The sequence below is a fragment of the Symbiopectobacterium sp. genome (assembly GCF_051710365.1).
In the GTDB taxonomy this organism is placed as follows: domain Bacteria; phylum Pseudomonadota; class Gammaproteobacteria; order Enterobacterales; family Enterobacteriaceae; genus Symbiopectobacterium.
In genome coordinates this window covers 11,597-34,263 of sequence record NZ_JBPETA010000008.1, presented here as the reverse complement: position 1 = coordinate 34,263, position 22,667 = coordinate 11,597, and the positions used below count along the sequence as shown (strand labels likewise).

Below are 22,667 nucleotides of genomic sequence, written 5' to 3'. Positions count from 1 at the left end.
GTTACGGATGGTAACGTGGGGAGTACTCATGCTGATTGGTCTGCAAAAAGCAGTAATAAATTCAGAACTTCAGAATACCGTCAAGTCCCGAAAAAAGAAAAATCAGGTGCGGAATGACGGTTATAAACAAGTGGTTGTGTTTTTGCGTTTGGCGACTATTTTTCGGTGGGCAAAAAGTCCCCGCTTAACCCAAATAACAGCGTGGAACACGTGGGTTTTAGGAATACTCTTATAATATAATAATTAACCGACGAACTTAGTGGTTAACGGTAAAAAGCCTCAGTTGTTTTTCGTAACCTTAAATAAAGAAAAATTGGCAGCATCATTGCCAAAAAGAAAATAGAATAGCGTGCCGACATTGTTGTAACAGTAGAATGGAATGAACAATATCATTGGGTAAAAATGTGACCGGTATCGGTCTGGAGTGCGCAGCGGGCAAGCGCCGTGCTCGGGTGATGGAGGAGGAATACGGCGACGGTTACACAAGCGTTTTATGATTAATGGTAAATTTAAGTAAAAATGAGAAATTATTACTCTTTCTGATTGTTTATCCAGAAATAATTTTTCCTCAAATTTTCATGGCGTTAATCTCCCTTAATTTCCGTCTGTTATTCCATTTTATGCCATTCATGTCCGCGTTGAGGCAGAAATAATTCCAAAGCGCGCCCGCTCTGGCTTGACAAGGTTTTCATACCCTCCGTAAACTCATCAATGTGGGAATTTGTGGGATAAAGTGGTGAAAAGGGTCATAAAGGGGTAACTCGAGCATGTTTCGTGGGGCTACGCTGATTAACCTCGACAGTAAAGGTCGGCTCGCCGTTCCTACCCGTTATCGGGAAACGCTGTCAGAGACATCGCAAGGTCAGATGGTTTGCACCATTGACCTTCATCAGCCCTGTCTGCTGCTTTACCCCCTGCCTGAGTGGGAAATCATTGAACAAAAATTGTCACGTCTGTCGAGCATGAATCCTGCAGAGCGCCGCGTGCAGCGGTTGCTGTTGGGTCATGCCAGTGAGTGTCAGATGGACAATGCCGGGCGTCTGCTGATTGCCAGTACGCTACGGCAACATGCGAGCCTGACGAAAGAAGTGATGCTGGTCGGCCAGTTCAACAAGTTTGAACTGTGGGATGAGCAGGCCTGGTATCAACAGGTCAAGGACGATATTGACGCTGAGCAATCCTTTGACGCCCCGTTGTCCGAGAGATTGCAGGATTTATCACTGTAGTCATGCTGAAAGAAATACATGCCGGAAAATTATAAACACACTACTGTGCTGTTGGATGAAGCGGTTAATGGCCTCAATATCCGCGCCGACGGCACATACATCGATGGCACGTTTGGCCGTGGTGGCCATTCGCGGCTGATCCTTTCCCGTCTCGGACCGGAAGGACGCCTTGTGGCTATCGATCGCGATCCTCAAGCTATAGCGGCAGCCGAGGCGATTCAAGATTCACGTTTTTCTATTGTTCACGGACCTTTTTCCGCGCTGGCAAGTTACGTGGAGACCCTGGGGTTAACCGGGCGTATTGACGGCGTGTTGCTTGATTTGGGCGTCTCTTCGCCGCAACTGGACGATCCTGAACGCGGTTTTTCCTTTATGCGCGATGGCCCGTTGGACATGCGTATGGACCCGACGCGCGGGCAGTCAGCGGCGCAATGGTTGCAAACGGCAGAAGTCGATGACATTGCCTGGGTGTTGAAAACCTTTGGCGAAGAGCGGTTTGCCAAGCGCATTGCGCGCGCCATTGTGGAACGTAACAGCACAGAACCGATGACGCGCACAGGCGAGTTGGCGGCGCTGATTGCGGCGGCGAGCCCGATCAAAGAGCGGCATAAGCACCCGGCAACCCGCAGTTTTCAGGCAATCCGTATCTATATCAACAGTGAGCTGGATGAGATCGAGCAGGCGCTGAACGGCGCGCTGACGGCACTCGCACTGCAGGGCCGCTTGTCGATCATCAGTTTTCATTCGCTGGAAGATCGTATTGTGAAGCGTTTTATGCGTCATCACAGTCGTGGGCCACAGGTGCCGGCCGGGATACCGCTTACTGAAGCACAACTGCGTGCGCAAGGCGGTCAAACGCTGAAAACGGTAGGCAAGATGATGCCGCCGGAAGCCGAAGTGGCAGAAAACCCGAGAGCGCGTAGCTCTGTGTTACGTATCGCGGAACGGCTAGCGGAATGATAAGCAATGAGCGGCACAGCCTGGCGGGCATTATCGGCCAGGACATTCTTCGTCACGGCAAATTGCCACTGCTGCTGCTGATTGGTGCGTTGGTTTCTGCGGTGCTGGTGGTGACGACCGCGCACAAGACGCGCTTGCTGACCGCACAGCGCGAGCAGTTGTTGTTGGAGCGTGATGCGTTGGATATCGAATGGCGCAACCTGATTCTGGAAGAGAACGCCTTGGGCGATCACAGTCGGGTGGAGCGTATCGCAACGGAAAAGCTGCATATGGGGCACGTGGACCCTGCGCAGGAAAATATCGTAGTCAAACAGTGAGTCTGGTTGAGCATGAGAGCATAGGTACTCATTTGGCATGAAAGCAGCGCGCACAGGAAAGTTGAAACGACAGGAAGATAAGGCCAGCTTTGTAAGCTGGCGTTTTGCGTTGCTCTGTACAGGCATACTGTTGGCAATGGTGGGGCTGATGTTGCGCACCGCCTATTTGCAGGTGATCAACCCGGATCAACTGGTACGTGAAGGGGATATGCGCTCCCTGCGCGTGCAGGAAGTTCCCACCGCGCGCGGCATGATCAGCGATCGCGCCGGGCGTCCGTTGGCGGTCAGCGTGCCCGTTAACGCCATCTGGGCCGATCCCAAAGAGTTGAATGAACACGGCGGCGTGTCGCTCGACACCCGCTGGAAAGCGCTTTCTGATGCGCTGGATTTGCCGCTCGATCAGATGGCGGCGAAAATCAACGCTAACCCGAAAGGGCGCTTTGTCTATCTGGCGCGTCAGGTGAATCCCGCTATCGGTGAATATGTTCACAAACTCAAGCTGCCGGGCATTTATCTGCGCCAGGAGTCACGCCGTTACTATCCTGCCGGTCAGGTCACGTCTCACCTGATTGGTTTCACCAATATTGATGGGCAGGGCATTGAGGGCGTTGAGAAAAGTTTCGATCGTTGGCTGACCGGGCAACCGGGTGAGCGCACGGTACGCAAAGACCGTTTTGGTCGCGTGATTGAAGATATCTCTTCCGTTGACAGTCAGGCTGCACACAACCTGATGTTGAGCATTGACGAGCGCCTGCAAGCGTTGGTTTATCGCGAGCTGAACAACGCCGTGGCCTTCAATAATGCGGAATCTGGCACCGCCGTGCTGGTGGATGTCAATACCGGTGAAGTGCTGGCGATGGCTAACAGCCCTTCTTACAATCCGAACAATCTGGCGAGCACCCCCTCCGATGTCATGCGTAACCGCGCTATCACCGACATTTTTGAACCGGGTTCGACGGTAAAACCGATGGTGGTGATGACGGCGCTGCAACGTAATGTTGTCAAAGAAAACAGCCTGCTCAATACCTTGCCCTATTACATCAACGGTCATGAGATCAAAGACGTCGCCCGCTACGCGGAACTGACCCTGACCGGGATACTACAGAAGTCGAGTAACGTCGGTGTTTCACGACTGGCGTTAGCGATGCCCTCCTCAGCGCTGGTAGACACTTACTCGCGTTTTGGTTTGGGAAAAGCGACCAATTTGGGGTTGGTCGGAGAAAGCAGTGGCTTATACCCTCAAAAACAACGGTGGTCTGACATAGAGAGGGCCACCTTTTCTTTCGGCTATGGATTGATGGTGACGCCGCTGCAACTGGCGCGCGTTTACGCCACTATCGGTAGCTATGGTATCTATCGTCCGCTCTCCATTACCAAAGTCGATCCACCAGTGCCAGGGGAACGCATTTTCGCCGAGCCTATCGTGCGTACGGTGGTGCATATGATGGAAAGCGTTGCTCTGCCCGGTGGCGGCGGAACCAAGGCAGCGATCAAGGGATACCGTGTTGCCATTAAAACCGGTACGGCAAAAAAAGTGGGACCGGACGGCAAATACATCAACAAATACATTGCCTACACCGCAGGCGTCGCGCCTGCCAGCAACCCGCGCTTTGCGCTAGTGGTGGTGATTAACGATCCTAAGGCGGGTAACTACTATGGTGGTGCGGTTTCTGCGCCAGTGTTCGGCGCCATCATGGGCGGCGTATTGCGCACCATGAACGTTGAGCCGGATGCGCTGCCCGTCGGCGATAAAAATGATTTTGTGATTAACCATAAAGAGGTTTCAGGTGGCAGATCGTAATTTGTGCGATTTACTGGCACCGTGGGTGCAAGATGTCCCACCGCGCCAACTGCGGGAAATGACGCTGGACAGTCGTGTTGCAGCGGCGGGCGATCTGTTTGTGGCCGTAGTTGGCCACAGCGTGGATGGGCGTCGCTATATTCCTCAGGCCATTGCGCAAGGGGTGGCGGCCGTGATCGCAGAGGCAGACGGTGAAGCTGCCGATGGCACGGTACGTGAAATGCACGGCGTTCCGGTTGTGTATCTGATTAATTTGAACCAACGTCTGTCGGCGTTGGCGGGGCGTTTTTATCAGCAGCCTGCGGAAAAATTACGGCTGGTCGGTGTGACTGGCACCAACGGCAAAACCACAACCACACAGTTGCTGGCTCAATGGAGCCAACTGCTGGGCGATACCAGCGCCGTGATGGGCACCGTGGGTAATGGTCTGTTAGGGCACGTCAATCCCACTGCGAATACCACGGGCTCGGCCGTCGATATACAGCACGTTCTGAATCAGTTGGTTGAACAAGGCGCGACCTTTGCTGCGATGGAAGTTTCCTCGCACGGCTTGGTGCAACATCGCGTTGCGGCGTTGCCGTTTGCGGCGGCGGTTTTCACCAACCTGAGCCGTGACCATCTGGATTACCACGGTGATATGGAAAGCTATGAGGCTGCCAAGTGGTCTCTGTTCTCAGAACATAAAGTGGGTCAGGCGATCATTAACGCCGACGATGAGGTGGGGCTGCGCTGGCTGGCGCAGTTGTCGGATGCCGTGGCGGTGACGCTGCACAATAATCTGGTGCCAGGTTGCCGTGGCCGCTGGCTGAAAGTCACCGCCGTCGATTATCACGACGAAGGCGCTTCAATTGCGTTTGACTCTAAATGGGGCAACGGTCGCATAGAAAGTCGCCTTATGGGTGAATTTAACGTCAGTAATCTGCTAATGGCGCTGGCAACGTTACTTTCCCTTGGCTATCCACTGGATAGATTACTGGAAACCGGCGCACAATTGCAGCCGGTTTGCGGTCGCATGGAAGTGTTTAAAGCGCCGGGTAAACCGACTGTGATTGTGGACTACGCCCACACGCCGGATGCGCTGGAGAAAGCGCTGGCGGCGGCGCGTCCGCATTGCTCCGGTCAACTGTGGTGCGTATTCGGTTGCGGCGGCGATCGTGACAAAGGTAAGCGCCCACTTATGGGAGCCATCGCGGAACAACTGGCCGATCGCGTTGTGGTGACGGACGATAACCCTAGGAGCGAAGAGCCGCAGGCTATCGTGAAAGATATTCTTGCCGGTCTGGTGGATGCCGGGCGGGCACTGGCGGTACACGGTCGCGCCGAAGCAGTGACCAGCGCCATTATGCAGGCCAACGTGGACGATATTGTGTTGATTGCAGGTAAAGGCCATGAAGATTATCAACTGGTGGGCAATCAGCGTCTCGATTATTCCGATCGCGTGACTGCCGCGCGTCTGCTGGGGGTTATCGCATGATTCGCGTTACGTTACAGCAACTGGCCACGGCGTTAAATGCCACACTCCTCGGCGAGGATGTGGCGGTGGAAACTGTGTGCACCGATACCCGAAAATTGACGCCGGGATGCTTGTTTATTGCCCTGCGCGGTGAAAAGTTTGATGCTCATGATTATGCCCATCAGGCAGTACGCGGCGGTGCTGCGGCTCTGTTGGTCAGTAAGCACTTACCTATCGACGTGCCGCAATTGCTGGTGGGGGATACCCGTCTGGCGTTGGGCGAACTGGGTGCCTGGATGCGTCGCCAATCTTCTGCGCGCGTGGTGGCATTGACCGGTTCTTCCGGCAAAACCTCCGTGAAAGAGATGACGGCCGCGATTTTGCGCCAGTGTGGCGACGTGCTTTACACCGACGGCAATTTCAATAACGACATTGGCGTGCCGTTAACGCTGTTGCGCCTGACCCTTGATCATCGCTTTGCGGTGATTGAGTTGGGGGCTAACCATATTGGTGAGATTGCCTATGCCACCAATCTGGTGCGTCCGGATAGCGCGCTGGTGAATAACCTGGCGGCCGCACATCTGGAAGGGTTTGGATCGTTGGAAGGCGTGGCGCGCGCCAAAGGGGAGATCTTTAACGGTTTGCCCACCAAGGGTATTGCGGTCATTAACGCCGACAGCAATGACCTGACGCGTTGGCACGACGTGCTGCGCGACAAAACAGTATGGCAATTTTCACCGCAGCAAGGTGAATACACAGACTACTACGCCACTGATATTCGCAATGAAGGTGGGGGCACCCTGTTTGAACTCCATACGCCGTTTGGCTCGCTGGAGGTCAACGTGCCGCTGCCGGGTCGACATAACGTGGCAAACGCGCTGGCAGCTGCCGCACTGGCGATGTCCGTAGGCGCAGGGTTGCAGCAGGTGAAAGACGGGCTGGCGCAGCTCAAGGCCGTGCCGGGGCGCTTGTTCCCCATCATGCTGACGGCAAACAAACTGCTGCTGGACGACAGCTACAACGCCAATGTGGGGTCGATGACTGCGGTGGTGCACACGCTGGCGGAGATGCCGGGCTACCGCGTACTGGTGGTGGGCGACATGGGTGAACTTGGTGAGGATGCCGAGGCGTGTCATCAGAAGGTGGGCGAAGTGGCGCGTGACGCAGGTATTGATACGGTGTTGAGCATTGGCACCTTGAGTCAGGCCATCAGCCTCACCAGTGAACGTGGTGAACATTTTTCCAATCGGGCCGCATTGATAGCGCGTTTGCAAACGTTGCTGTCGGCGCACGGCACGATCAGTATTTTGGTTAAAGGCTCCCGGAGTTCTGCGATGGAGCATGTGGTACACGCATTACAGGAGAATGCAGCATGTTAGTGTGGCTGGCCGAACATCTGGTCAAGTTTTATTCCGGTTTTAACGTCTTCTCGTATTTGACGTTTCGCGCCATTGTCAGCCTGCTGACCGCGTTAGTGATCTCCTTGTGGATGGGACCTCATCTGATCGCCTGGCTGCAAAAATTGCAGATCGGGCAAGTGGTGCGCAATGAAGGGCCTGAATCTCATTTCAGCAAACGTGGCACGCCGACCATGGGCGGTGTCATGATTCTGGCAGCGATCATCGTTTCGGTACTGCTGTGGTCCAACTTGTCCAACCCCTATGTGTGGTGTGTACTGCTGGTGCTGCTGGGCTACGGTATCGTCGGCTTTGTTGATGATTACCGCAAAGTGGTACGCAAAGACACCAAAGGGTTGATCGCGCGCTGGAAATATTTCTGGCAATCGCTGATTGCGTTGGCGGTGGCGTTTGCCCTGTATGCCATCGGCAAAGGCACACCGGCCACGCAACTGGTGGTGCCGTTCTTTAAAGATGTGATGCCGCAACTGGGCCTGCTCTACATTTTGCTGACCTACTTTGTCATCGTCGGCACCAGTAACGCGGTCAACCTCACTGACGGGCTGGATGGTTTGGCGATTATGCCGACCGTGTTTGTCGCCGCTGGTTTTGCGCTGGTGGCGTGGGCGACGGGCAACATGAATTTCGCCGGTTACCTGCATATCCCTTATATCCGCCACGCCAGTGAACTGGTGATCGTCTGTACGGCGATCGTCGGCGCGGGCCTGGGTTTCCTGTGGTTTAACACCTATCCGGCTCAGGTATTTATGGGCGATGTCGGCTCACTGGCGCTCGGCGGCGCGTTGGGCACCATTGCCGTCCTGCTGCGTCAGGAATTCTTGCTGGTGATTATGGGCGGGGTGTTTGTGGTTGAAACCCTGTCGGTGATCCTTCAGGTCGGTTCATTCAAGCTACGCGGGCAGCGTATCTTCCGCATGGCACCGATTCACCATCACTATGAACTTAAAGGGTGGCCAGAGCCGCGCGTGATTGTGCGTTTTTGGATTATTTCGCTGATGCTGGTGCTGATTGGCCTGGCAACGCTGAAGGTACGGTAACACTATGATGGACTATCAGGGTAAAAACGTTGTCATTATTGGCCTGGGGATCACCGGGCTTTCCTGCGTTGATTTCTTCCTGACGCGCGGTGTGACGCCGCGCGTGGTAGATACCCGTGTTAGTCCGCCTGGTTTGGATAAGTTGCCTGCCGAGGTTGATCGCCACCTTGGTTCGTTAAATGAAGACTGGCTGTTAGCGGCTGACCTGATCGTCGCCAGCCCCGGTATTGCACTGGCAACACCCGCGCTGGCCGATGCCGCCGCCGCAGGCGTAGAGATTGTGGGCGACATCGAGTTGTTCTGCCGTGAAGCGCAGGCACCGATTGTGGCGATTACTGGCTCCAACGGTAAAAGTACGGTCACTACGCTGGTCGGTGAAATGGCTAAGGCAGCCGGTTGGTTGGTCGGTGTCGGCGGAAATATTGGCCTGCCGGCGCTGACGCTGCTGAAACAGCCGTGCCAACTGTACCTGCTGGAGCTGTCGAGCTTCCAGTTGGAAACCACCTCCAGCCTGCGCGCCGCCGCTGCTACCATTCTCAATGTCACGGAAGATCATACCAACCGCTATCCGTTTGGTATCCAACAGTATCGTGCTGCCAAGTTACGCATCTATGACCATGCGCAGGTGTGTGTGGTGAACGCCGATTACGCGCTAACCATGCCGATCAAAGGCGCTGACGCGCGCTGCATCAGCTTTGGCGTGGATGTGGGCGACTATCACCTCAACACCCAGCAGGGCGAAACCTGGCTGCGTGTGAAAGGCGAGCGCGTTTTGAATACCAAAGAGATTTCCCTGGTGGGGCAACATAACCACACCAATGCGCTGGCGGCGCTGGCATTGGCGGATGCGGTGGGAATTCCTCGCGCGTCCGCGTTAACGGCACTCACCGCCTTTACTGGTTTGCCGCACCGTTTCCAGTGCGTGTGGCAGCGTAACGGCGTGCGCTGGATTAACGATTCCAAAGCAACCAATGTTGGCAGCACCGAAGCGGCGCTGAACGGATTACAGGTTAAAGGCACGCTGCACTTGCTGTTGGGCGGCGACGGTAAGTCGGCCGATTTTTCGCCGCTGCTGCGTTATGTCCAGGGTGACAATATTCGCCTGTATTGCTTCGGGCGTGATGGTGCCCAACTGGAGGCGTTGCGCCCAGAGATAGCAGAGCAAACCGAGACGATGGAGCAAACTCTGCGCGTTATTGCCACGCGCGTCGAACCGGGCGATCTGGTACTGCTGTCTCCGGCGTGTGCCAGCCTCGATCAGTTCAAGAGCTTCGAACAGCGCGGCGATGAGTTCGCCCGATTGGCGGAGGAACTTGGCTGATGCGTTTTATTGGGCTGCCAGTGATTAAACGACTGAAAGGCTGGGTCATGGGGACGCGGGAAAGCGATGTGCAGAGCATCGTGATGTATGACCGCACCCTGCTCTGGCTGACGTTCGGGCTGGCCGTCATCGGGTTCGTGATGGTGACCTCGGCATCCATGCCCGTGGGGCAGCGCCTGACCAGCGACCCGTTCTTTTTTGCCAAGCGTGACGCGTTCTACCTTGGTCTGGCATTTGCGTTGGCGTTGATCACCATGCGCGTGCCGATGGAAGTCTGGCAGCGTTACAGCCCGATATTACTGCTGCTCACACTGGTGATGCTACTGGTGGTGCTGGTGGTCGGCAGTTCGGTAAATGGTGCTTCACGCTGGATTGCGCTGGGGCCACTGCGCGTGCAGCCTGCGGAGTTGTCGAAGCTGGCTCTGTTTTGCTACCTCTCCAGCTACATGGTGCGCAAGGTAGAGGAAGTTCGTAACAACTTCTGGGGCTTTTGCAAACCGATGGGCGTGATGGTGGTGCTGGCCGTTCTACTGCTGGCGCAGCCCGATCTGGGAACGGTGGTTGTGCTGTTTATCACCACGCTGGCGATGCTGTTTTTGGCTGGTGCCAAGCTGTGGCAGTTTCTCGCCATCATTGGCTGCGGCATGTTTGCCGTCGGTTTGCTGATTGTGGCGGAACCTTACCGTATGCGCCGCGTTACGTCGTTCTGGAATCCGTGGGAAGATCCGTTTGGCAGTGGCTACCAGTTAACCCAGTCGCTGATGGCATTTGGCCGCGGCGAGCTGTGGGGGCAAGGATTAGGAAACTCGGTGCAGAAACTGGAGTATTTACCGGAAGCGCACACCGACTTTATTTTTTCCATTTTAGGCGAAGAGCTCGGCTATATCGGTGTGGTTTTGGCGTTGTTAATGATATTCTTCGTCGCTTTTCGGGCCATGTCCATCGGCAAGCGCGCGTTGGAGATCGATCAGCGATTTTCCGGCTTTTTGGCATGTTCTATCGGCATCTGGTTTAGTTTCCAAACGCTGGTAAACGTAGGCGCTGCTGCGGGAATGTTACCCACCAAAGGGCTGACGCTGCCGTTAATCAGTTACGGTGGCTCGAGTTTGATCATCATGTCGACCGCCATTGTGTTGCTGTTGCGGATCGATTTTGAGACACGCCTGACCAAGGCGCAGGCGTTCACGAGGAGTGCCAAATGAGTGGCGAAGGTAAGCGCTTGATGGTGATGGCTGGCGGCACCGGAGGACATGTCTTCCCGGGGCTGGCGGTCGCACATCATTTGATGGCGCAAGGTTGGCAGGTTCGTTGGCTGGGAACTGCCGATCGCATGGAAGCCGATTTGGTGCCAAAAAACGGCATTGAGATTGATTTTATTCGTATTTCTTGTTTGCGCGGTAAAGGCATTGCGGCGCAACTGTGTGCGCCATTGCGGATTTATCGCGCGGTGCGTCAGGCGCAAGCGATCATGAAACGCTACCAACCGGACGTGGTGCTGGGCATGGGCGGCTATGTGTCCGGACCGGGCGGTCTCGCCGCGTGGTTATGCGGTATCCCGGTGGTGCTGCATGAGCAAAACGGCATTGCGGGGTTGACCAACCGCTGGCTGTCGCGCATTGCGCGCAAGGTATTACAGGCTTTTCCCGGTGCGTTTCCCAACGCTGACGTGGTGGGCAACCCGGTTCGTACCGATGTGTTGGCGTTGCCTGCACCCGACGAACGTTTGGCCGGGCGTGAAGGTCCGATCCGTGTGCTGGTGGTGGGCGGAAGCCAAGGGGCTAGGGTGCTAAACTGCACGTTGCCGGACGTGGCCGCGCGACTGGGTGCTAACGTCACTGTCTGGCATCAGACGGGCAAAGGCGCGTTGGCTGAGGTACAGCAGGCTTATGCAGCGGCAGGTGTGCCGCAGCATAAAGTCACCGAATTTATTGATGACATGGCGCAAGCCTACAGCTGGGCCGACGTGGTGGTGTGCCGCTCCGGTGCGCTTACCGTCAGTGAGATTGCTGCCGCCGGTTCGCCTGCGCTGTTTGTGCCCTTTCAGCATAAAGACCGGCAGCAATATTGGAATGCGCTGCCGCTGGAACAGGCGGGTGCGGCCAAAATTATTGAGCAGTCGGCACTGAGTGTTGATGCAGTGAGCGATGTTCTGTCCGGTTGGGATCGCGCCACGTTGCGCGATATGGCACAGCGTGCCCGTTCCGTGGCGATGCCGGATGCCACTGAACGCGTGGCCGCCGAAGTGGCCGCTGCCGCGCAGTAAGGTGCGGCTGACAGAATAGAATGCATGGGGGCAGGTTGTCTCCCCATGACAAGTGAATGAAGTACAATTGAAAAGGTAGCGGTAGAAAAAGTGAATACACAGCAATTGGCAAAACTGCGTTCCATCGTGCCCGAAATGCATTGCGTGCGGCACATCCATTTTGTCGGCATCGGTGGTGCTGGCATGGGCGGTATTGCCGAAGTGTTAGCGAACGAAGGATATCACATCAGCGGCTCTGACCTGGCACCGAACGCGGTGACGCAGCAGTTGGCGGCGCTGGGGGCGCAGATCTATTTTCATCACCGCCCTGAGAACGTGAAAGACGCCAGCGTGGTGGTGGTATCGAGCGCCATCAGCGCAGATAACCCGGAAATCGTTGCGGCCCACGAGGCGCGTATTCCGGTGATCCGCCGCGCCGAAATGCTGGCCGAATTAATGCGTTTTCGCCACGGTATCGCGATTGCCGGAACCCACGGCAAAACCACGACCACCGCGATGGTCGCCAGTATTTATGCCGAGGCGGGTCTGGACCCGACCTTTGTCAACGGCGGGTTGGTGAAAGCAGCGGGTGTGCATGCGCGCCTGGGCTCCAGTCGTTACCTGATTGCGGAAGCGGACGAAAGCGATGCGTCCTTCCTGCATCTGCAACCGATGGTGGCGATTGTCACCAATATCGAAGCAGATCATATGGATACCTATCAGGGCGATTTTGAAAATTTAAAGCAGACGTTCATCAACTTTTTGCACAATCTGCCGTTTTATGGCCGTGCTGTGATGTGCGTGGACGATGCGGTGATCCGTGAATTGCTGCCGCGCGTGGGGCGTCATATCACCACCTACGGTTTTAGCGACGACGCCGATGTGCGCGTGGCAGAGTACCGTCAGTCCGGTGCGCAGGGGCACTTTACGCTGGCGCGTCAGGGTAAGCCGCTGTTGCAGGTTACGCTGAATGCACCGGGCCGCCATAACGCGTTGAACGCGGCAGCAGCGGTTGCCGTGGCGACGGAAGAGGGCATTGATGACGCGGCAATCTTGCGCGCACTGTCCAGTTTTCAGGGAACCGGGCGTCGTTTCGATTTTCTGGGCGAATTCCCGCTGGATGCGGTAAATGGCAGCGCAGGCAGTGTGATGTTGGTGGATGACTACGGCCACCATCCGACAGAAGTGGATGCGACGATCAAAGCCGCTCGTGCCGGTTGGCCGGATAAACGCGTGGTGATGGTGTTTCAGCCGCACCGCTACACGCGTACGCGCGATCTGTATGACGATTTTGCCCACGTGCTGTCGCAAGTGGATGTGTTGCTGATGCTGGATGTGTACTCGGCGGGAGAAAGCACCATTCCCGGTGCTGATAGTCGCTCGCTGTGCCGTACCATTCGTGGACGCGGCAAGGTCGATCCGATTCTGGTTACCGATCCGGATATGCTGGCTACGCTGCTGGCGCCGACGTTACACGATGGCGATCTGGTGCTGATTCAAGGCGCGGGCAATGTGGGCAAGCTGGCGCGTAAACTGGCGGATACCCGCTTACAACCTCTGGTTACGGAGTGAGTATGGCGGAAAAAGTGGCAGTGCTGCTGGGAGGAACATCGGCGGAGCGTGATGTGTCACTGCGTTCCGGGCAGGCGGTGGTTGCCGGGCTAAAAGAGGCTGGAGTTGATGCCGAAGCCGTTGACCCGCGCGATTTTCCGGTCACTCGCCTGAAAGAGGCCGGGTTTGACAAAGTGTTTATCGCCCTGCACGGTCGTGGCGGTGAAGACGGCACGCTGCAAGGCGTATTGGAGTTTTTGCAGTTGCCTTACACCGGCAGCGGGGTGATGGCGTCGGCGCTGACCATGGATAAGTGGCGTACCAAGTTGGTGTGGCAGTCGCTGGGATTACCGATAGCCCCTTATGTCGCGTTGACGCGGGCACAGTATAACGCGTCAACGTCTGAGCAGTTGCAGTCAGCCTGCGCGCACCTCGGGTTGCCGCTGATCGTGAAACCGAGCCGTGAAGGTTCCAGCGTCGGTATGAGTAAAGTGGTGCAGCAAGAGGAACTGGTGACGGCGCTGGACACCGCGTTTCAACATGACGACGATGTGTTGGTTGAGAAGTGGCTGAGTGGGCCGGAGTATACGGTGGCGCTGTTAGGTGAGACGGTTCTGCCCTCGATTCGTATTCAGGCGGCGGGCGCGTTTTACGATTATGATGCGAAGTACCTCTCTGACGAGACGCAGTATTTTTGTCCCAGTGGGCTGCTGGCAGAGCAGGAGCAGGCCATCGGTGCACTGGCGCAAGCGGCCTTTGCGGCATTGGGATGTCGCGGCTGGGGACGCGTTGACCTGATGCTGGATGCGGACGGGGCGTTTTACCTGTTGGAGGTGAATACCTCGCCCGGTATGACGGATCACAGCCTGGTGCCGATGGCTGCCAGGCAGCACGGGATGAGCTTCTCGCAGCTCGTCGCGCAGATCCTGGCCTCGGCTGTTTGATATGTCCCAGGCGGCGCGGAATTTGCGCGGACGCGACGAAGAGCCAAAAGGCGGGCGTCGCAGTAACGGTGGGCAGTTGGCTGGATTGTTGTTCCTGCTGATGGTGCTGGGCACCATCCTGTGGGGCGGCTGGATGGTGTTGCAGTGGATGAAGGATGCCAGCCGGTTACCGCTTTCTCGTTTGGTGGTTACTGGTGAGCGGCACTATACCACCCATGATGATATTCGCCAGGCGATATTGTCGCTGGGCGCGCTGGGCACCTTTATGACGCAGGATGTGGATGTTATCCAACAGCAGATTGAACGTCTGCCGTGGATCAAACAGGCCAGCGTGCGTAAGCAGTGGCCTGACGAATTAAAGATTCATCTGGTTGAATATGTGCCCGTAGCGCGGTGGAATGACCAACTGATGGCGGATGCAGAAGGAAATTCCTTCAGCGTGCCCGCCGAACGGGTCGGTAATCGCAAAATGCCGTTGCTGTACGGGCCAGAAGGCAGTGAAAACGATGTGCTGGAAGGCTACCGCACCATGAGTCAGGTGTTGGCGAGCAGTAAGCTGACATTAAAAATGGTGGCGATGAGTGCACGGCATTCGTGGCAGTTGGGGCTGGAAGATGACATCCGTCTGGAATTGGGGCGTGATGAACGGGCCCGGCGTTTGGAACGTTTTCTTGAGCTTTACCCGCTGTTGCAGCGGCAGGCACAGAACGACAACAAACGTGTTAGCTACGTGGACTTACGTTACGACACCGGTGCCGCGGTAGGATGGGCACCGCCTCTGCTGGATCAGCAGCAGGGAAATGCTCAGCGAAAAGACGTTGATCAAAAACAGAACGGTAATCAGCAACAGAATCAGGCACAGGCTAAACAACAATGATCAAGTCGACGGACAAAAAACTGGTAGTTGGGCTGGAAATCGGTACAGCAAAAGTGGCTGCACTGGTAGGGGAAGTTCTGCACGATGGCATGGTCAATATCATCGGCGTGGGCAGTTGTCCGTCACGCGGGATGGACAAAGGCGGCGTTAACGATTTGGAGTCCGTTGTAAAATGCGTACAGCGGACCATCGACCAGGCCGAACTGATGGCGGATTGTCAAATCTCTTCCGTCTATTTGGCGCTGTCGGGCAAGCACATCAGTTGCCAGAATGAAATCGGTATCGTGCCGATTTCGGAAGAAGAAGTGACGCAGGATGACGTCGAGAGCGTGGTGCACACGGCTAAATCTGTGCGCGTGCGCGATGAACACCGTATTTTGCATGTGATTCCGCAAGAGTACGCCATTGATTACCAGGAAGGGATCAAGAACCCGATTGGGCTTTCCGGCGTGCGCATGCAGGCAAAGGTGCATTTGATCACCTGCCATAACGATATGGCGAAAAACATTGTCAAAGCCGTAGAGCGCTGCGGTTTGAAAGTGGATCAACTGATTTTCGCTGGCCTGGCTTCCAGCTACGCCGTGCTGACGGAAGATGAGCGTGAGTTGGGTGTTTGCGTGGTGGATATCGGTGGTGGCACCATGGATATCGCGGTCTATACCGGCGGTGCGCTGCGCCACACCAAAGTGATCCCTTACGCGGGCAATGTGGTGACCAGCGACATTGCTTATGCGTTTGGCACGCCGCCCACGGATGCGGAAGCCATCAAGGTACGCCACGGTTGTGCATTAGGCGCGATTGTCAGCAAAGACGAAAATCTGGAAGTACCGAGCGTCGGCGGTCGGCCGCCACGCAGTCTGCAACGACAGACGCTGGCTGAAGTGATTGAACCGCGTTACACCGAATTGCTCAATTTGGTGAACGATGAAATTTTGCAATTGCAGGAGCAACTCCGTCAGCAGGGCGTGAAGCACCATTTGGCCGCTGGCATTGTGCTGACGGGCGGTGCCGCTCAGATCGACGGGCTGGTTGATTGCGCCAAGCGCGTATTCCACACGCAGGTGCGTATCGGTCAGCCACTGAATATAACAGGCTTAACGGATTATGCGCAGGAGCCCTTCTACTCAACGGCGGTCGGGCTGCTGCATTACGGCAAAGAGTCTCACCTGGGCGGTGAGCACGAAGTAGAAAAACGTGGCTCAGTGGGCAATTGGTTTAAACGCATCAGTAGCTGGCTGAGAAAGGAATTTTAATGTTTATCAGAGATCGTGTGGCACACTTGACGATCTCGCGGTACAGGCACAAAACGGAGAGAAATTATGTTTGAACCAATGGAGTTAACCAACGACGCGGTGATTAAAGTCATCGGCGCCGGCGGTGGCGGCGGTAACGCAGTCGAACATATGGTGCGAGAGCGCATCGAAGGTGTCGAATTCTTCGCAGTGAATACCGATGCGCAGGCACTGCGCAAGACTGCGGTGGGTCAGACTATTCAGATTGGTAGCGGCATCACCAAAGGGCTGGGCGCAGGTGCCAACCCGGAAGTGGGTCGTAACTCGGCGGAAGAAGACCGTGAAGCGCTGCGTGCTGCGCTTGATGGCGCGGACATGGTGTTCATCGCTGCCGGTATGGGCGGCGGTACCGGCACCGGTGCAGCACCCGTGGTAGCTGAAGTGGCAAAGGATCTCGGTATCCTGACGGTTGCGGTTGTGACCAAGCCCTTCAACTTCGAAGGTAAAAAACGCATGGCGTTTGCCGAGCAGGGGATTGCCGAGCTGTCCAAGCATGTGGATTCGCTGATCACCATCCCTAACGACAAACTGCTGAAAGTGCTGGGTCGCGGTATTTCTTTGCTGGATGCGTTCGGTGCAGCGAACGATGTACTGAAAGGCGCTGTCCAAGGTATTGCCGAACTGATTACCCGTCCTGGCCTGATGAACGTGGACTTTGCGGACGTGCGCACCGTGATGTCAGAAATGGGTTATGCCATGATGGGCTCTGGCGTGGCGCGCGGTGAAGACCGTGCCGAAGAAGCGGCTGAAATGGCGATTTCCAGCCCGCTGCTGGAAGATATCGACCTGTCTGGCGCGCGCGGCGTGTTGGTCAACATCACGGCGGGCTTTGACCTGCGTCTGGATGAGTTCGAAACTGTGGGTAACACCATTCGTGCGTTCGCCTCTGACAATGCCACCGTGGTGATTGGTACCTCGTTGGATCCGGACATGAACGACGAACTGCGCGTCACCGTGGTGGCGACCGGTATCGGCATGGACAAGCGCCCGGAAATTACGCTGGTGACCAACAAACAAGCCAGCCAGCCGGTTATGGATCACCGTTATCAGCAGCACGGTATGACGCCGCTGACGCAGGAAAAACCGGCAGCCAAGGTGGTGAATGACCAAACGGTACAAATCAACAAAGAGCCTGACTATTTGGATATTCCCGCATTTTTGCGTAAACAAGCGAACTAACCTCCGCCTTGTGATTGGAATCTCCGCTCTTTGTGCTAAACTGTCCCGCCGATCTTGGTGTAAGCTAGGACGGTTGGTTCAGTAACATTGCGAGATAATACGATGATCAAAAAACGTACATTAAAGCGTATCGTACAGGCGACGGGCGTCGGTTTGCATACCGGCAAGAAAGTCACTCTGACGATGCGACCTGCACCGGCGAATACCGGGGTCATCTATCGCCGCACTGACTTGAATCCACCGGTTGATTTTCCGGCTGATGCCAAATCCGTGAGTGATACCATGCTCTGTACTTGCCTGGTAAACGAGCATGACGTGCGTATTTCAACGGTGGAACACCTGAACGCCGCCTTGGCGGGGTTGGGTATCGATAACATCGTGATTGATGTTGATGCCCCGGAAATTCCAATTATGGATGGCAGTGCCAGCCCGTTCGTCTACCTGCTGCTTGATGCCGGTATTGAAGAGCTGAACTGCGCCAAAAAGTTTGTTCGCATCAAACAGCCTGTGCGGGTTGAAGACGGTGATAAATGGGCAGAACTGAACCCGTATAACGGTTTCAGCCTTGATTTCACTATCGATTTTAACCACCCAGCCATTGATGCCGGCTCACAGCGCTATTGCCTGGATTTCTCAGCCGATGCGTTTATTCGCCAGATCAGCCGTGCGCGTACTTTCGGCTTTATGCGCGATATCGAATACCTGCAATCCCGCGGCCTGTGCCTGGGCGGCAGTATGGATTGCGCTATCGTGGTAGACGATTATCGTGTGCTGAACGAAGATGGCCTGCGTTTTGAAGACGAGTTTGTGCGTCATAAAATGCTGGATGCTATCGGTGACCTGTTCATGTGTGGTTATAACATCATCGGTGCGTTCTCTGCTTTCAAATCTGGTCACGCGCTCAACAACAAATTGTTGCAGGCGGTGTTGGCTAAGCAGGAAGCGTGGGAATACGTCACCTTTGAAAACGAGCGCGAAGTGCCATTGGCGTTCAAAGCGCCTTCTACGGTGCTGGCGTAACCGACATCGGGCGTTAGTGCCGTCGTTCAGGCGAATGTGACAGGTTATTTTTTCTGTTGGCTGGTTTCACTCGTACCCTCTCCGGCGAGTGAAGCCAGCCTTTCTAATATTTTCCTCAATTTTTCCGGACTGTGGCTGGCTAAATGCCGGAGCGTCTCGGCACTTTGTTCGCTCAGTTGACGGGGCGGCGTATCTGAATTTTTGTTTTCTACGCTCAAATTATCCTTTCCCGATACAGTTTCATCCCCTTTTGCGGCCAGCGCGGGATTAATCCTGATGTCGATCGATGCCAATGATGGTAATATCTGAGCGCGCAATGCTGAGAGTAACGAGGGTTGCTCATAACGTAACCGCATTAACCAGCTTGCATTGGCAGTTTCCAGAATCAGGTGGCCTTGTCGGTAATTCGCGACGCGACACCACGGGTGCAGTTGAGAAGGCAATAAGCCTTTCACGGCCCGATTAAGTTTTAACAAGGCGATAGCGCGCTGTTGGACATCGTGCAAGGGGCCTTTATTTCCCCCTGACACGCTATCGAACAGGGACTCCAGTGATTGGGGGCGGCTATCACGCATAGGCATCAGGCTCCGGTGGGCAAATAAACTCGTCATGGGTATTCTAAATTGTTGGCGACAATTTGGCAGACGTTATTTTTGGCCACATCTCCTGTTGGGGATGGTTGCGGCCAGCCTTGGTCTGCCGACCAGCCTTAACGAAACCAACGAGCATGCTTCTGCGTCAAACGCGACGGCCAGTATCAGTCGCCAGAATCCCGTTGCTTTCAGTCTGACCGAACTGGCCAGTTTGAAAGAGGTGCATCGCCGCACGTCATTTGGTATCGATTATTGGCATCAACATGCCATTCGCACGGTTATTCGCCATCTCTCGTTTGCGTTGACGGTGCCTCAGGCACACGCATTGCCGGAGGCAGAGGCGGCGTTGAGTGCTCACCCGCTGGTGATTCTGGATACGCTCAATGCGCTGTTGACGCTGCCGGAAACCCCCTCGGCGTTACACCCCTTACCGCGCGGCACCCTGGTTTTTGCCGCTTCTCCTCACCGTATCGGGCTGTGGTTGTCTCAAGTCCGTGGCATCCGCGCTGGGCCAGCACTCTCTGCCTGACACGCCGTTTCACTCGCGTTTTCATGGCGTATAACGATGAACATGGACAATGTCACTGTTCTGAATGCAAACGCGAATACCGCTTCTTCTCGCCGATCTCCGGATTGCGATGAAAGGAATTATGAGTAGCTATCGTATCGTCGCTGAAACAGCGGCCTACGTGAGAATAAAATCATTATGTTAACCAGTATTCTGACTAAAGTTTTTGGCAGCCGTAACGATCGTACGCTGCGCCGTATGCGTAAAGTGGTTGATGTGATCAACCGAATGGAACCGGCCATCGAAGCGCTGTCTGATGATGAACTGAAGGCAAAAACCGCTGAATTCCGCGCGCGTCTTGAAAAAGGGGAAACCCTTGAAGCGTTACTGCCTGAGGCGTTTGCGGTGGTGCGTGAAGCCAGTAAGCGTGTGTTTGGTATGCGCCATTTTGACGTCCAGTTGATGGGCGGCATGGTACTGAACGAACGCTGCATCGCAGAAATGCGTACCGGTGAAGGTAAGACTCTGACCGCAACGTTGCCTGCCTACCTCAATGCCCTGACCGGCCGCGGTGTGCACGTGGTGACAGTGAACGACTACCTGGCACAGCGTGACGCCGAGAATAACCGCCCGCTGTTTGAATACCTGGGCTTGACGGTTGGCATCAACCTGCCGGGCATGCCTGCACCAGCCAAACGTGAAGCCTATGCAGCCAATATCACTTACGGTACCAACAACGAGTACGGCTTTGACTATCTGCGCGACAACATGGCATTCAGCCCCGAAGAGCGCGTGCAGCGTAAGCTTTATTATGCGTTGGTGGATGAAGTGGACTCCATCCTGATTGATGAAGCGCGTACCCCGCTGATCATTTCCGGTCCGGCGGAAGATAGCTCCGATCTCTATATTCGCGTCAATAAAATCATTCCGCACCTGATTCGTCAGGAAAAAGAAGACTCCGATACCTTCCACGGTGAAGGGCACTTCTCGGTGGATGAAAAAGCGCGTCAGGTTAACCTGACCGAACGCGGTCTGGTGCTGGTGGAGGAACTGCTGGTAAAACAAGGCATCATGGATGATGGGGAGTCGCTGTATTCTCCAACCAATATCATGCTGATGCACCACGTTACCGCAGCGCTGCGCGCCCATGTGCTGTTCACCCGTGATGTTGACTACATCGTAAAAGACGGCGAAGTGATCATCGTGGATGAGCACACCGGTCGTACCATGCAGGGGTGTCGCTGGTCTGATGGGTTGCACCAAGCGGTGGAAGCCAAAGAGAACGTGAAGATCCAGAACGAAAACCAGACGCTGGCGTCGATCACCTTCCAGAACTACTTCCGCCTGTACGAAAAGCTGGCCGGGATGACCGGTACGGCCGATACCGAAGCGTTCGAATTCAGCTCCATTTATAAGCTCGATACCATTGTGGTACCGACCAACCGCCCGATGATCCGTAAAGATTTACCCGATCTGGTCTACATGACTGAACAGGAAAAGATCGACGCGATCATCGAAGATATTAAAGAGCGTAGCGTGAAGGGCCAGCCGGTGTTGGTGGGGACTATCTCCATCGAAAAATCGGAAGTGGTGTCAGAAGCGCTGACCAAGGCAGGCATCAAGCACAACGTCCTGAACGCCAAATTCCACGCCAAGGAAGCGGATATCGTTGCGCAGGCCAGTCAGGCAAGTGCAGTGACTATCGCCACCAACATGGCGGGTCGTGGTACCGATATCGTGCTGGGCGGCAGCTTGCAGGCCGATTTGGCGCTGCTGGACGATCCGGATGAGGCCGCGATTGCCGAAGCTAAAGCCGCATGGCAAGTACGTCACGATGCGGTATTGGCTGCCGGTGGTTTGCACATTATCGGTACGGAACGTCATGAATCACGCCGTATCGATAACCAGTTGCGTGGCCGTTCTGGTCGTCAGGGGGATGCGGGTTCCTCCCGTTTTTACCTGTCGATGGAAGATGCGCTGATGCGTATTTTTGCTTCCGATCGCGTCTCCAACATGATGCGTAAACTGGGAATGAAACCGGGTGAAGCCATTGAGCACCCGTGGGTGACTAAAGCGATCGCCAACGCCCAGCGCAAGGTGGAAAGCCGCAACTTTGATATTCGTAAGCAGTTGCTGGAATATGATGACGTGGCTAACGATCAGCGTCGTGCCATTTACACCCAGCGTAATGAATTGCTGGACGTGGTGGATATCAGCGAAACCATCAACAGCATCCGTGAAGACGTGTTTAAACTGGCGATTGATAACCACATTCCGCCTCAGTCTCTGGAAGAGCAGTGGGATATCGAAGGGCTGGAGCAGCGCCTGAAAAACGATTTCGACCTCGATTTGCCGATTTCGGCCTGGTTGGATGAAGAGCATACGCTGCATGAAGAGACCCTGCGTGAGCGTATCCTGCAACAAGCCGTCGATGTCTATCAGCGCAAAGAAGAAGTGGTCGGTGTCGATGTGATGCGCAACTTCGAGAAGGGCGTGATGCTGCAAACGCTGGATTCTTTGTGGAAAGAGCATCTGGCGGCGATGGATTATCTGCGTCAGGGTATCCACCTGCGCGGCTACGCGCAGAAAGATCCGAAGCAAGAGTACAAGCGCGAATCCTTCTCCATGTTTGCCAACATGCTGGAGTCCTTGAAATATGAAGTGATCAGCACGCTGAGTAAGGTGCAGGTCAGGATGCCGGAAGAAGTTGAAGCGCTGGAGCAACAGCGTCGCGAAGAGGCGGAATGCCTGGCGCGTCAGCAACAGCTGAGCCACCAGAGCGACGATCAGATCAGCGCGGCGGCAGCGGCTGCCGGGCAGGGCGATCGCAAGATTGGTCGCAACGATCCGTGCCCGTGCGGCTCTGGTAAAAAGTACAAGCAGTGTCATGGCCGTTTGCAGCACTAATGCCTCGCTCACTGTGATATA

19 protein-coding genes are annotated in these 22,667 nt (G+C 55.4%); 18 read left to right on the top strand and 1 reads right to left on the bottom strand.

Going from position 1 to position 22,667, the window contains the following annotated elements; all coding sequences use genetic code 11:
• Positions 1-767: 767 nt before the first annotated feature.
• The 16 genes from mraZ to lpxC all read left to right on the top strand — a co-directional run bounded on the left by mraZ (position 768) and on the right by lpxC (position 18,638).
• Positions 768-1,226, top strand: coding sequence for a division/cell wall cluster transcriptional repressor MraZ (gene mraZ / locus ACTBDZ_RS01620; protein WP_438813977.1), 459 nt, complete (start codon positions 768-770; stop codon positions 1,224-1,226).
• An 18-nt stretch (positions 1,227-1,244) separates the two neighbouring features.
• Complete coding sequence (gene rsmH, locus ACTBDZ_RS01615) at positions 1,245-2,186, top strand: 16S rRNA (cytosine(1402)-N(4))-methyltransferase RsmH (protein ID WP_438813976.1); 942 nt, start codon at positions 1,245-1,247, stop codon at positions 2,184-2,186.
• Entirely contained in the window at positions 2,183-2,503 is a 321-nt protein-coding gene (gene ftsL / locus ACTBDZ_RS01610; protein ID WP_222158201.1) for a cell division protein FtsL, read from the top strand. Before rsmH ends, ftsL begins: the two co-directional genes overlap by 4 nt.
• A gap of 37 nt (positions 2,504-2,540) precedes the next feature.
• Entirely contained in the window at positions 2,541-4,304 is a 1,764-nt protein-coding gene (locus ACTBDZ_RS01605) for a peptidoglycan glycosyltransferase FtsI (protein WP_438813975.1), read from the top strand.
• Positions 4,291-5,778, top strand: coding sequence for a UDP-N-acetylmuramoyl-L-alanyl-D-glutamate--2,6-diaminopimelate ligase (murE, locus tag ACTBDZ_RS01600; RefSeq protein ID WP_438813974.1), 1,488 nt, complete (start codon positions 4,291-4,293; stop codon positions 5,776-5,778). The genes ACTBDZ_RS01605 and murE overlap by 14 nt, the downstream gene beginning before the upstream one ends.
• Complete coding sequence (murF, locus tag ACTBDZ_RS01595; protein WP_438813973.1) at positions 5,775-7,136, top strand: UDP-N-acetylmuramoyl-tripeptide--D-alanyl-D-alanine ligase; 1,362 nt, start codon at positions 5,775-5,777, stop codon at positions 7,134-7,136. The genes murE and murF overlap by 4 nt, the downstream gene beginning before the upstream one ends.
• Positions 7,130-8,212 (top strand): phospho-N-acetylmuramoyl-pentapeptide-transferase, encoded by a 1,083-nt coding sequence (gene mraY, locus ACTBDZ_RS01590; protein ID WP_438813972.1) that lies wholly within the window; start codon positions 7,130-7,132, stop codon positions 8,210-8,212. Before murF ends, mraY begins: the two co-directional genes overlap by 7 nt.
• A gap of 4 nt (positions 8,213-8,216) precedes the next feature.
• Positions 8,217-9,533 (top strand): UDP-N-acetylmuramoyl-L-alanine--D-glutamate ligase, encoded by a 1,317-nt coding sequence (gene murD, locus ACTBDZ_RS01585; RefSeq protein ID WP_438813971.1) that lies wholly within the window; start codon positions 8,217-8,219, stop codon positions 9,531-9,533.
• A complete protein-coding gene (gene ftsW, locus ACTBDZ_RS01580; protein ID WP_438813970.1) occupies positions 9,533-10,735 on the top strand; it encodes a cell division protein FtsW in 1,203 nt (400 codons plus the stop codon). The genes murD and ftsW overlap by 1 nt, the downstream gene beginning before the upstream one ends.
• A complete protein-coding gene (murG, locus tag ACTBDZ_RS01575) occupies positions 10,732-11,796 on the top strand; it encodes an undecaprenyldiphospho-muramoylpentapeptide beta-N-acetylglucosaminyltransferase (RefSeq protein ID WP_438813969.1) in 1,065 nt (354 codons plus the stop codon). Before ftsW ends, murG begins: the two co-directional genes overlap by 4 nt.
• A gap of 90 nt (positions 11,797-11,886) precedes the next feature.
• Entirely contained in the window at positions 11,887-13,347 is a 1,461-nt protein-coding gene (gene murC, locus ACTBDZ_RS01570) for a UDP-N-acetylmuramate--L-alanine ligase (protein ID WP_438813968.1), read from the top strand.
• 2 nt (positions 13,348-13,349) lie between these two features.
• Complete coding sequence (locus ACTBDZ_RS01565) at positions 13,350-14,270, top strand: D-alanine--D-alanine ligase (RefSeq protein WP_438813967.1); 921 nt, start codon at positions 13,350-13,352, stop codon at positions 14,268-14,270.
• A 1-nt stretch (position 14,271) separates the two neighbouring features.
• Positions 14,272-15,147 (top strand): cell division protein FtsQ, encoded by an 876-nt coding sequence (gene ftsQ, locus ACTBDZ_RS01560; RefSeq protein WP_438813966.1) that lies wholly within the window; start codon positions 14,272-14,274, stop codon positions 15,145-15,147.
• A complete protein-coding gene (gene ftsA, locus ACTBDZ_RS01555; RefSeq protein WP_438813965.1) occupies positions 15,144-16,400 on the top strand; it encodes a cell division protein FtsA in 1,257 nt (418 codons plus the stop codon). Before ftsQ ends, ftsA begins: the two co-directional genes overlap by 4 nt.
• 66 nt (positions 16,401-16,466) lie before the next feature.
• The gene (gene ftsZ / locus ACTBDZ_RS01550; protein ID WP_438813964.1) at positions 16,467-17,618 is read left to right on the top strand and encodes a cell division protein FtsZ; all 1,152 of its coding nucleotides are present in this window, start codon (positions 16,467-16,469) and stop codon (positions 17,616-17,618) included.
• A 102-nt stretch (positions 17,619-17,720) separates the two neighbouring features.
• Positions 17,721-18,638: a UDP-3-O-acyl-N-acetylglucosamine deacetylase gene (gene lpxC, locus ACTBDZ_RS01545; RefSeq protein ID WP_438813963.1), complete on the top strand. Its 918-nt coding sequence runs from the start codon at positions 17,721-17,723 to the stop codon at positions 18,636-18,638.
• A gap of 44 nt (positions 18,639-18,682) precedes the next feature.
• Here lpxC and ACTBDZ_RS01540 read toward each other — a convergent pair whose 3' ends face one another.
• Entirely contained in the window at positions 18,683-19,213 is a 531-nt protein-coding gene (locus ACTBDZ_RS01540) for a DUF721 domain-containing protein (RefSeq protein ID WP_438813962.1), read from the bottom strand.
• Between the two features lie 34 nt (positions 19,214-19,247).
• Here ACTBDZ_RS01540 and secM point away from each other — a divergent pair, with 34 nt between their 5' ends.
• Both secM and secA read left to right on the top strand, forming a co-directional pair.
• Positions 19,248-19,760: a secA translation cis-regulator SecM gene (secM, locus tag ACTBDZ_RS01535; protein WP_438813961.1), complete on the top strand. Its 513-nt coding sequence runs from the start codon at positions 19,248-19,250 to the stop codon at positions 19,758-19,760.
• 177 nt (positions 19,761-19,937) lie between these two features.
• On the top strand, positions 19,938-22,646 hold the full coding sequence (gene secA / locus ACTBDZ_RS01530; protein ID WP_438813960.1) for a preprotein translocase subunit SecA: 2,709 nt from the start codon (positions 19,938-19,940) through the stop codon (positions 22,644-22,646).
• Positions 22,647-22,667: the final 21 nt, after the last annotated feature.

Bases quoted from the DNA above. Each gene is read 5' to 3' on its own strand.
- secA (WP_438813960.1), top strand. From the start codon at position 19,938: ATGTTAACCAGTATTCTGACTAAAGTTTTTGGCAGCCGTAACGATCGT.
- rsmH (WP_438813976.1), top strand. From the start codon at position 1,245: ATGCCGGAAAATTATAAACACACTACTGTGCTGTTGGATGAAGCGGTT.
- ACTBDZ_RS01605 (WP_438813975.1), top strand. From the start codon at position 2,541: ATGAAAGCAGCGCGCACAGGAAAGTTGAAACGACAGGAAGATAAGGCC.
- ftsZ (WP_438813964.1), top strand. From the start codon at position 16,467: ATGTTTGAACCAATGGAGTTAACCAACGACGCGGTGATTAAAGTCATC.
- ACTBDZ_RS01565 (WP_438813967.1), top strand. From the start codon at position 13,350: ATGGCGGAAAAAGTGGCAGTGCTGCTGGGAGGAACATCGGCGGAGCGT.
- ftsW (WP_438813970.1), top strand. From the start codon at position 9,533: ATGCGTTTTATTGGGCTGCCAGTGATTAAACGACTGAAAGGCTGGGTC.
- secM (WP_438813961.1), top strand. From the start codon at position 19,248: ATGGGTATTCTAAATTGTTGGCGACAATTTGGCAGACGTTATTTTTGG.
- ftsQ (WP_438813966.1), top strand. From the start codon at position 14,272: ATGTCCCAGGCGGCGCGGAATTTGCGCGGACGCGACGAAGAGCCAAAA.
- ftsL (WP_222158201.1), top strand. From the start codon at position 2,183: ATGATAAGCAATGAGCGGCACAGCCTGGCGGGCATTATCGGCCAGGAC.
- lpxC (WP_438813963.1), top strand. From the start codon at position 17,721: ATGATCAAAAAACGTACATTAAAGCGTATCGTACAGGCGACGGGCGTC.
- ACTBDZ_RS01540 (WP_438813962.1), bottom strand. From the start codon at position 19,213: ATGCGTGATAGCCGCCCCCAATCACTGGAGTCCCTGTTCGATAGCGTG.
- murG (WP_438813969.1), top strand. From the start codon at position 10,732: ATGAGTGGCGAAGGTAAGCGCTTGATGGTGATGGCTGGCGGCACCGGA.
- mraY (WP_438813972.1), top strand. From the start codon at position 7,130: ATGTTAGTGTGGCTGGCCGAACATCTGGTCAAGTTTTATTCCGGTTTT.
- ftsA (WP_438813965.1), top strand. From the start codon at position 15,144: ATGATCAAGTCGACGGACAAAAAACTGGTAGTTGGGCTGGAAATCGGT.
- murF (WP_438813973.1), top strand. From the start codon at position 5,775: ATGATTCGCGTTACGTTACAGCAACTGGCCACGGCGTTAAATGCCACA.
- murD (WP_438813971.1), top strand. From the start codon at position 8,217: ATGATGGACTATCAGGGTAAAAACGTTGTCATTATTGGCCTGGGGATC.
- mraZ (WP_438813977.1), top strand. From the start codon at position 768: ATGTTTCGTGGGGCTACGCTGATTAACCTCGACAGTAAAGGTCGGCTC.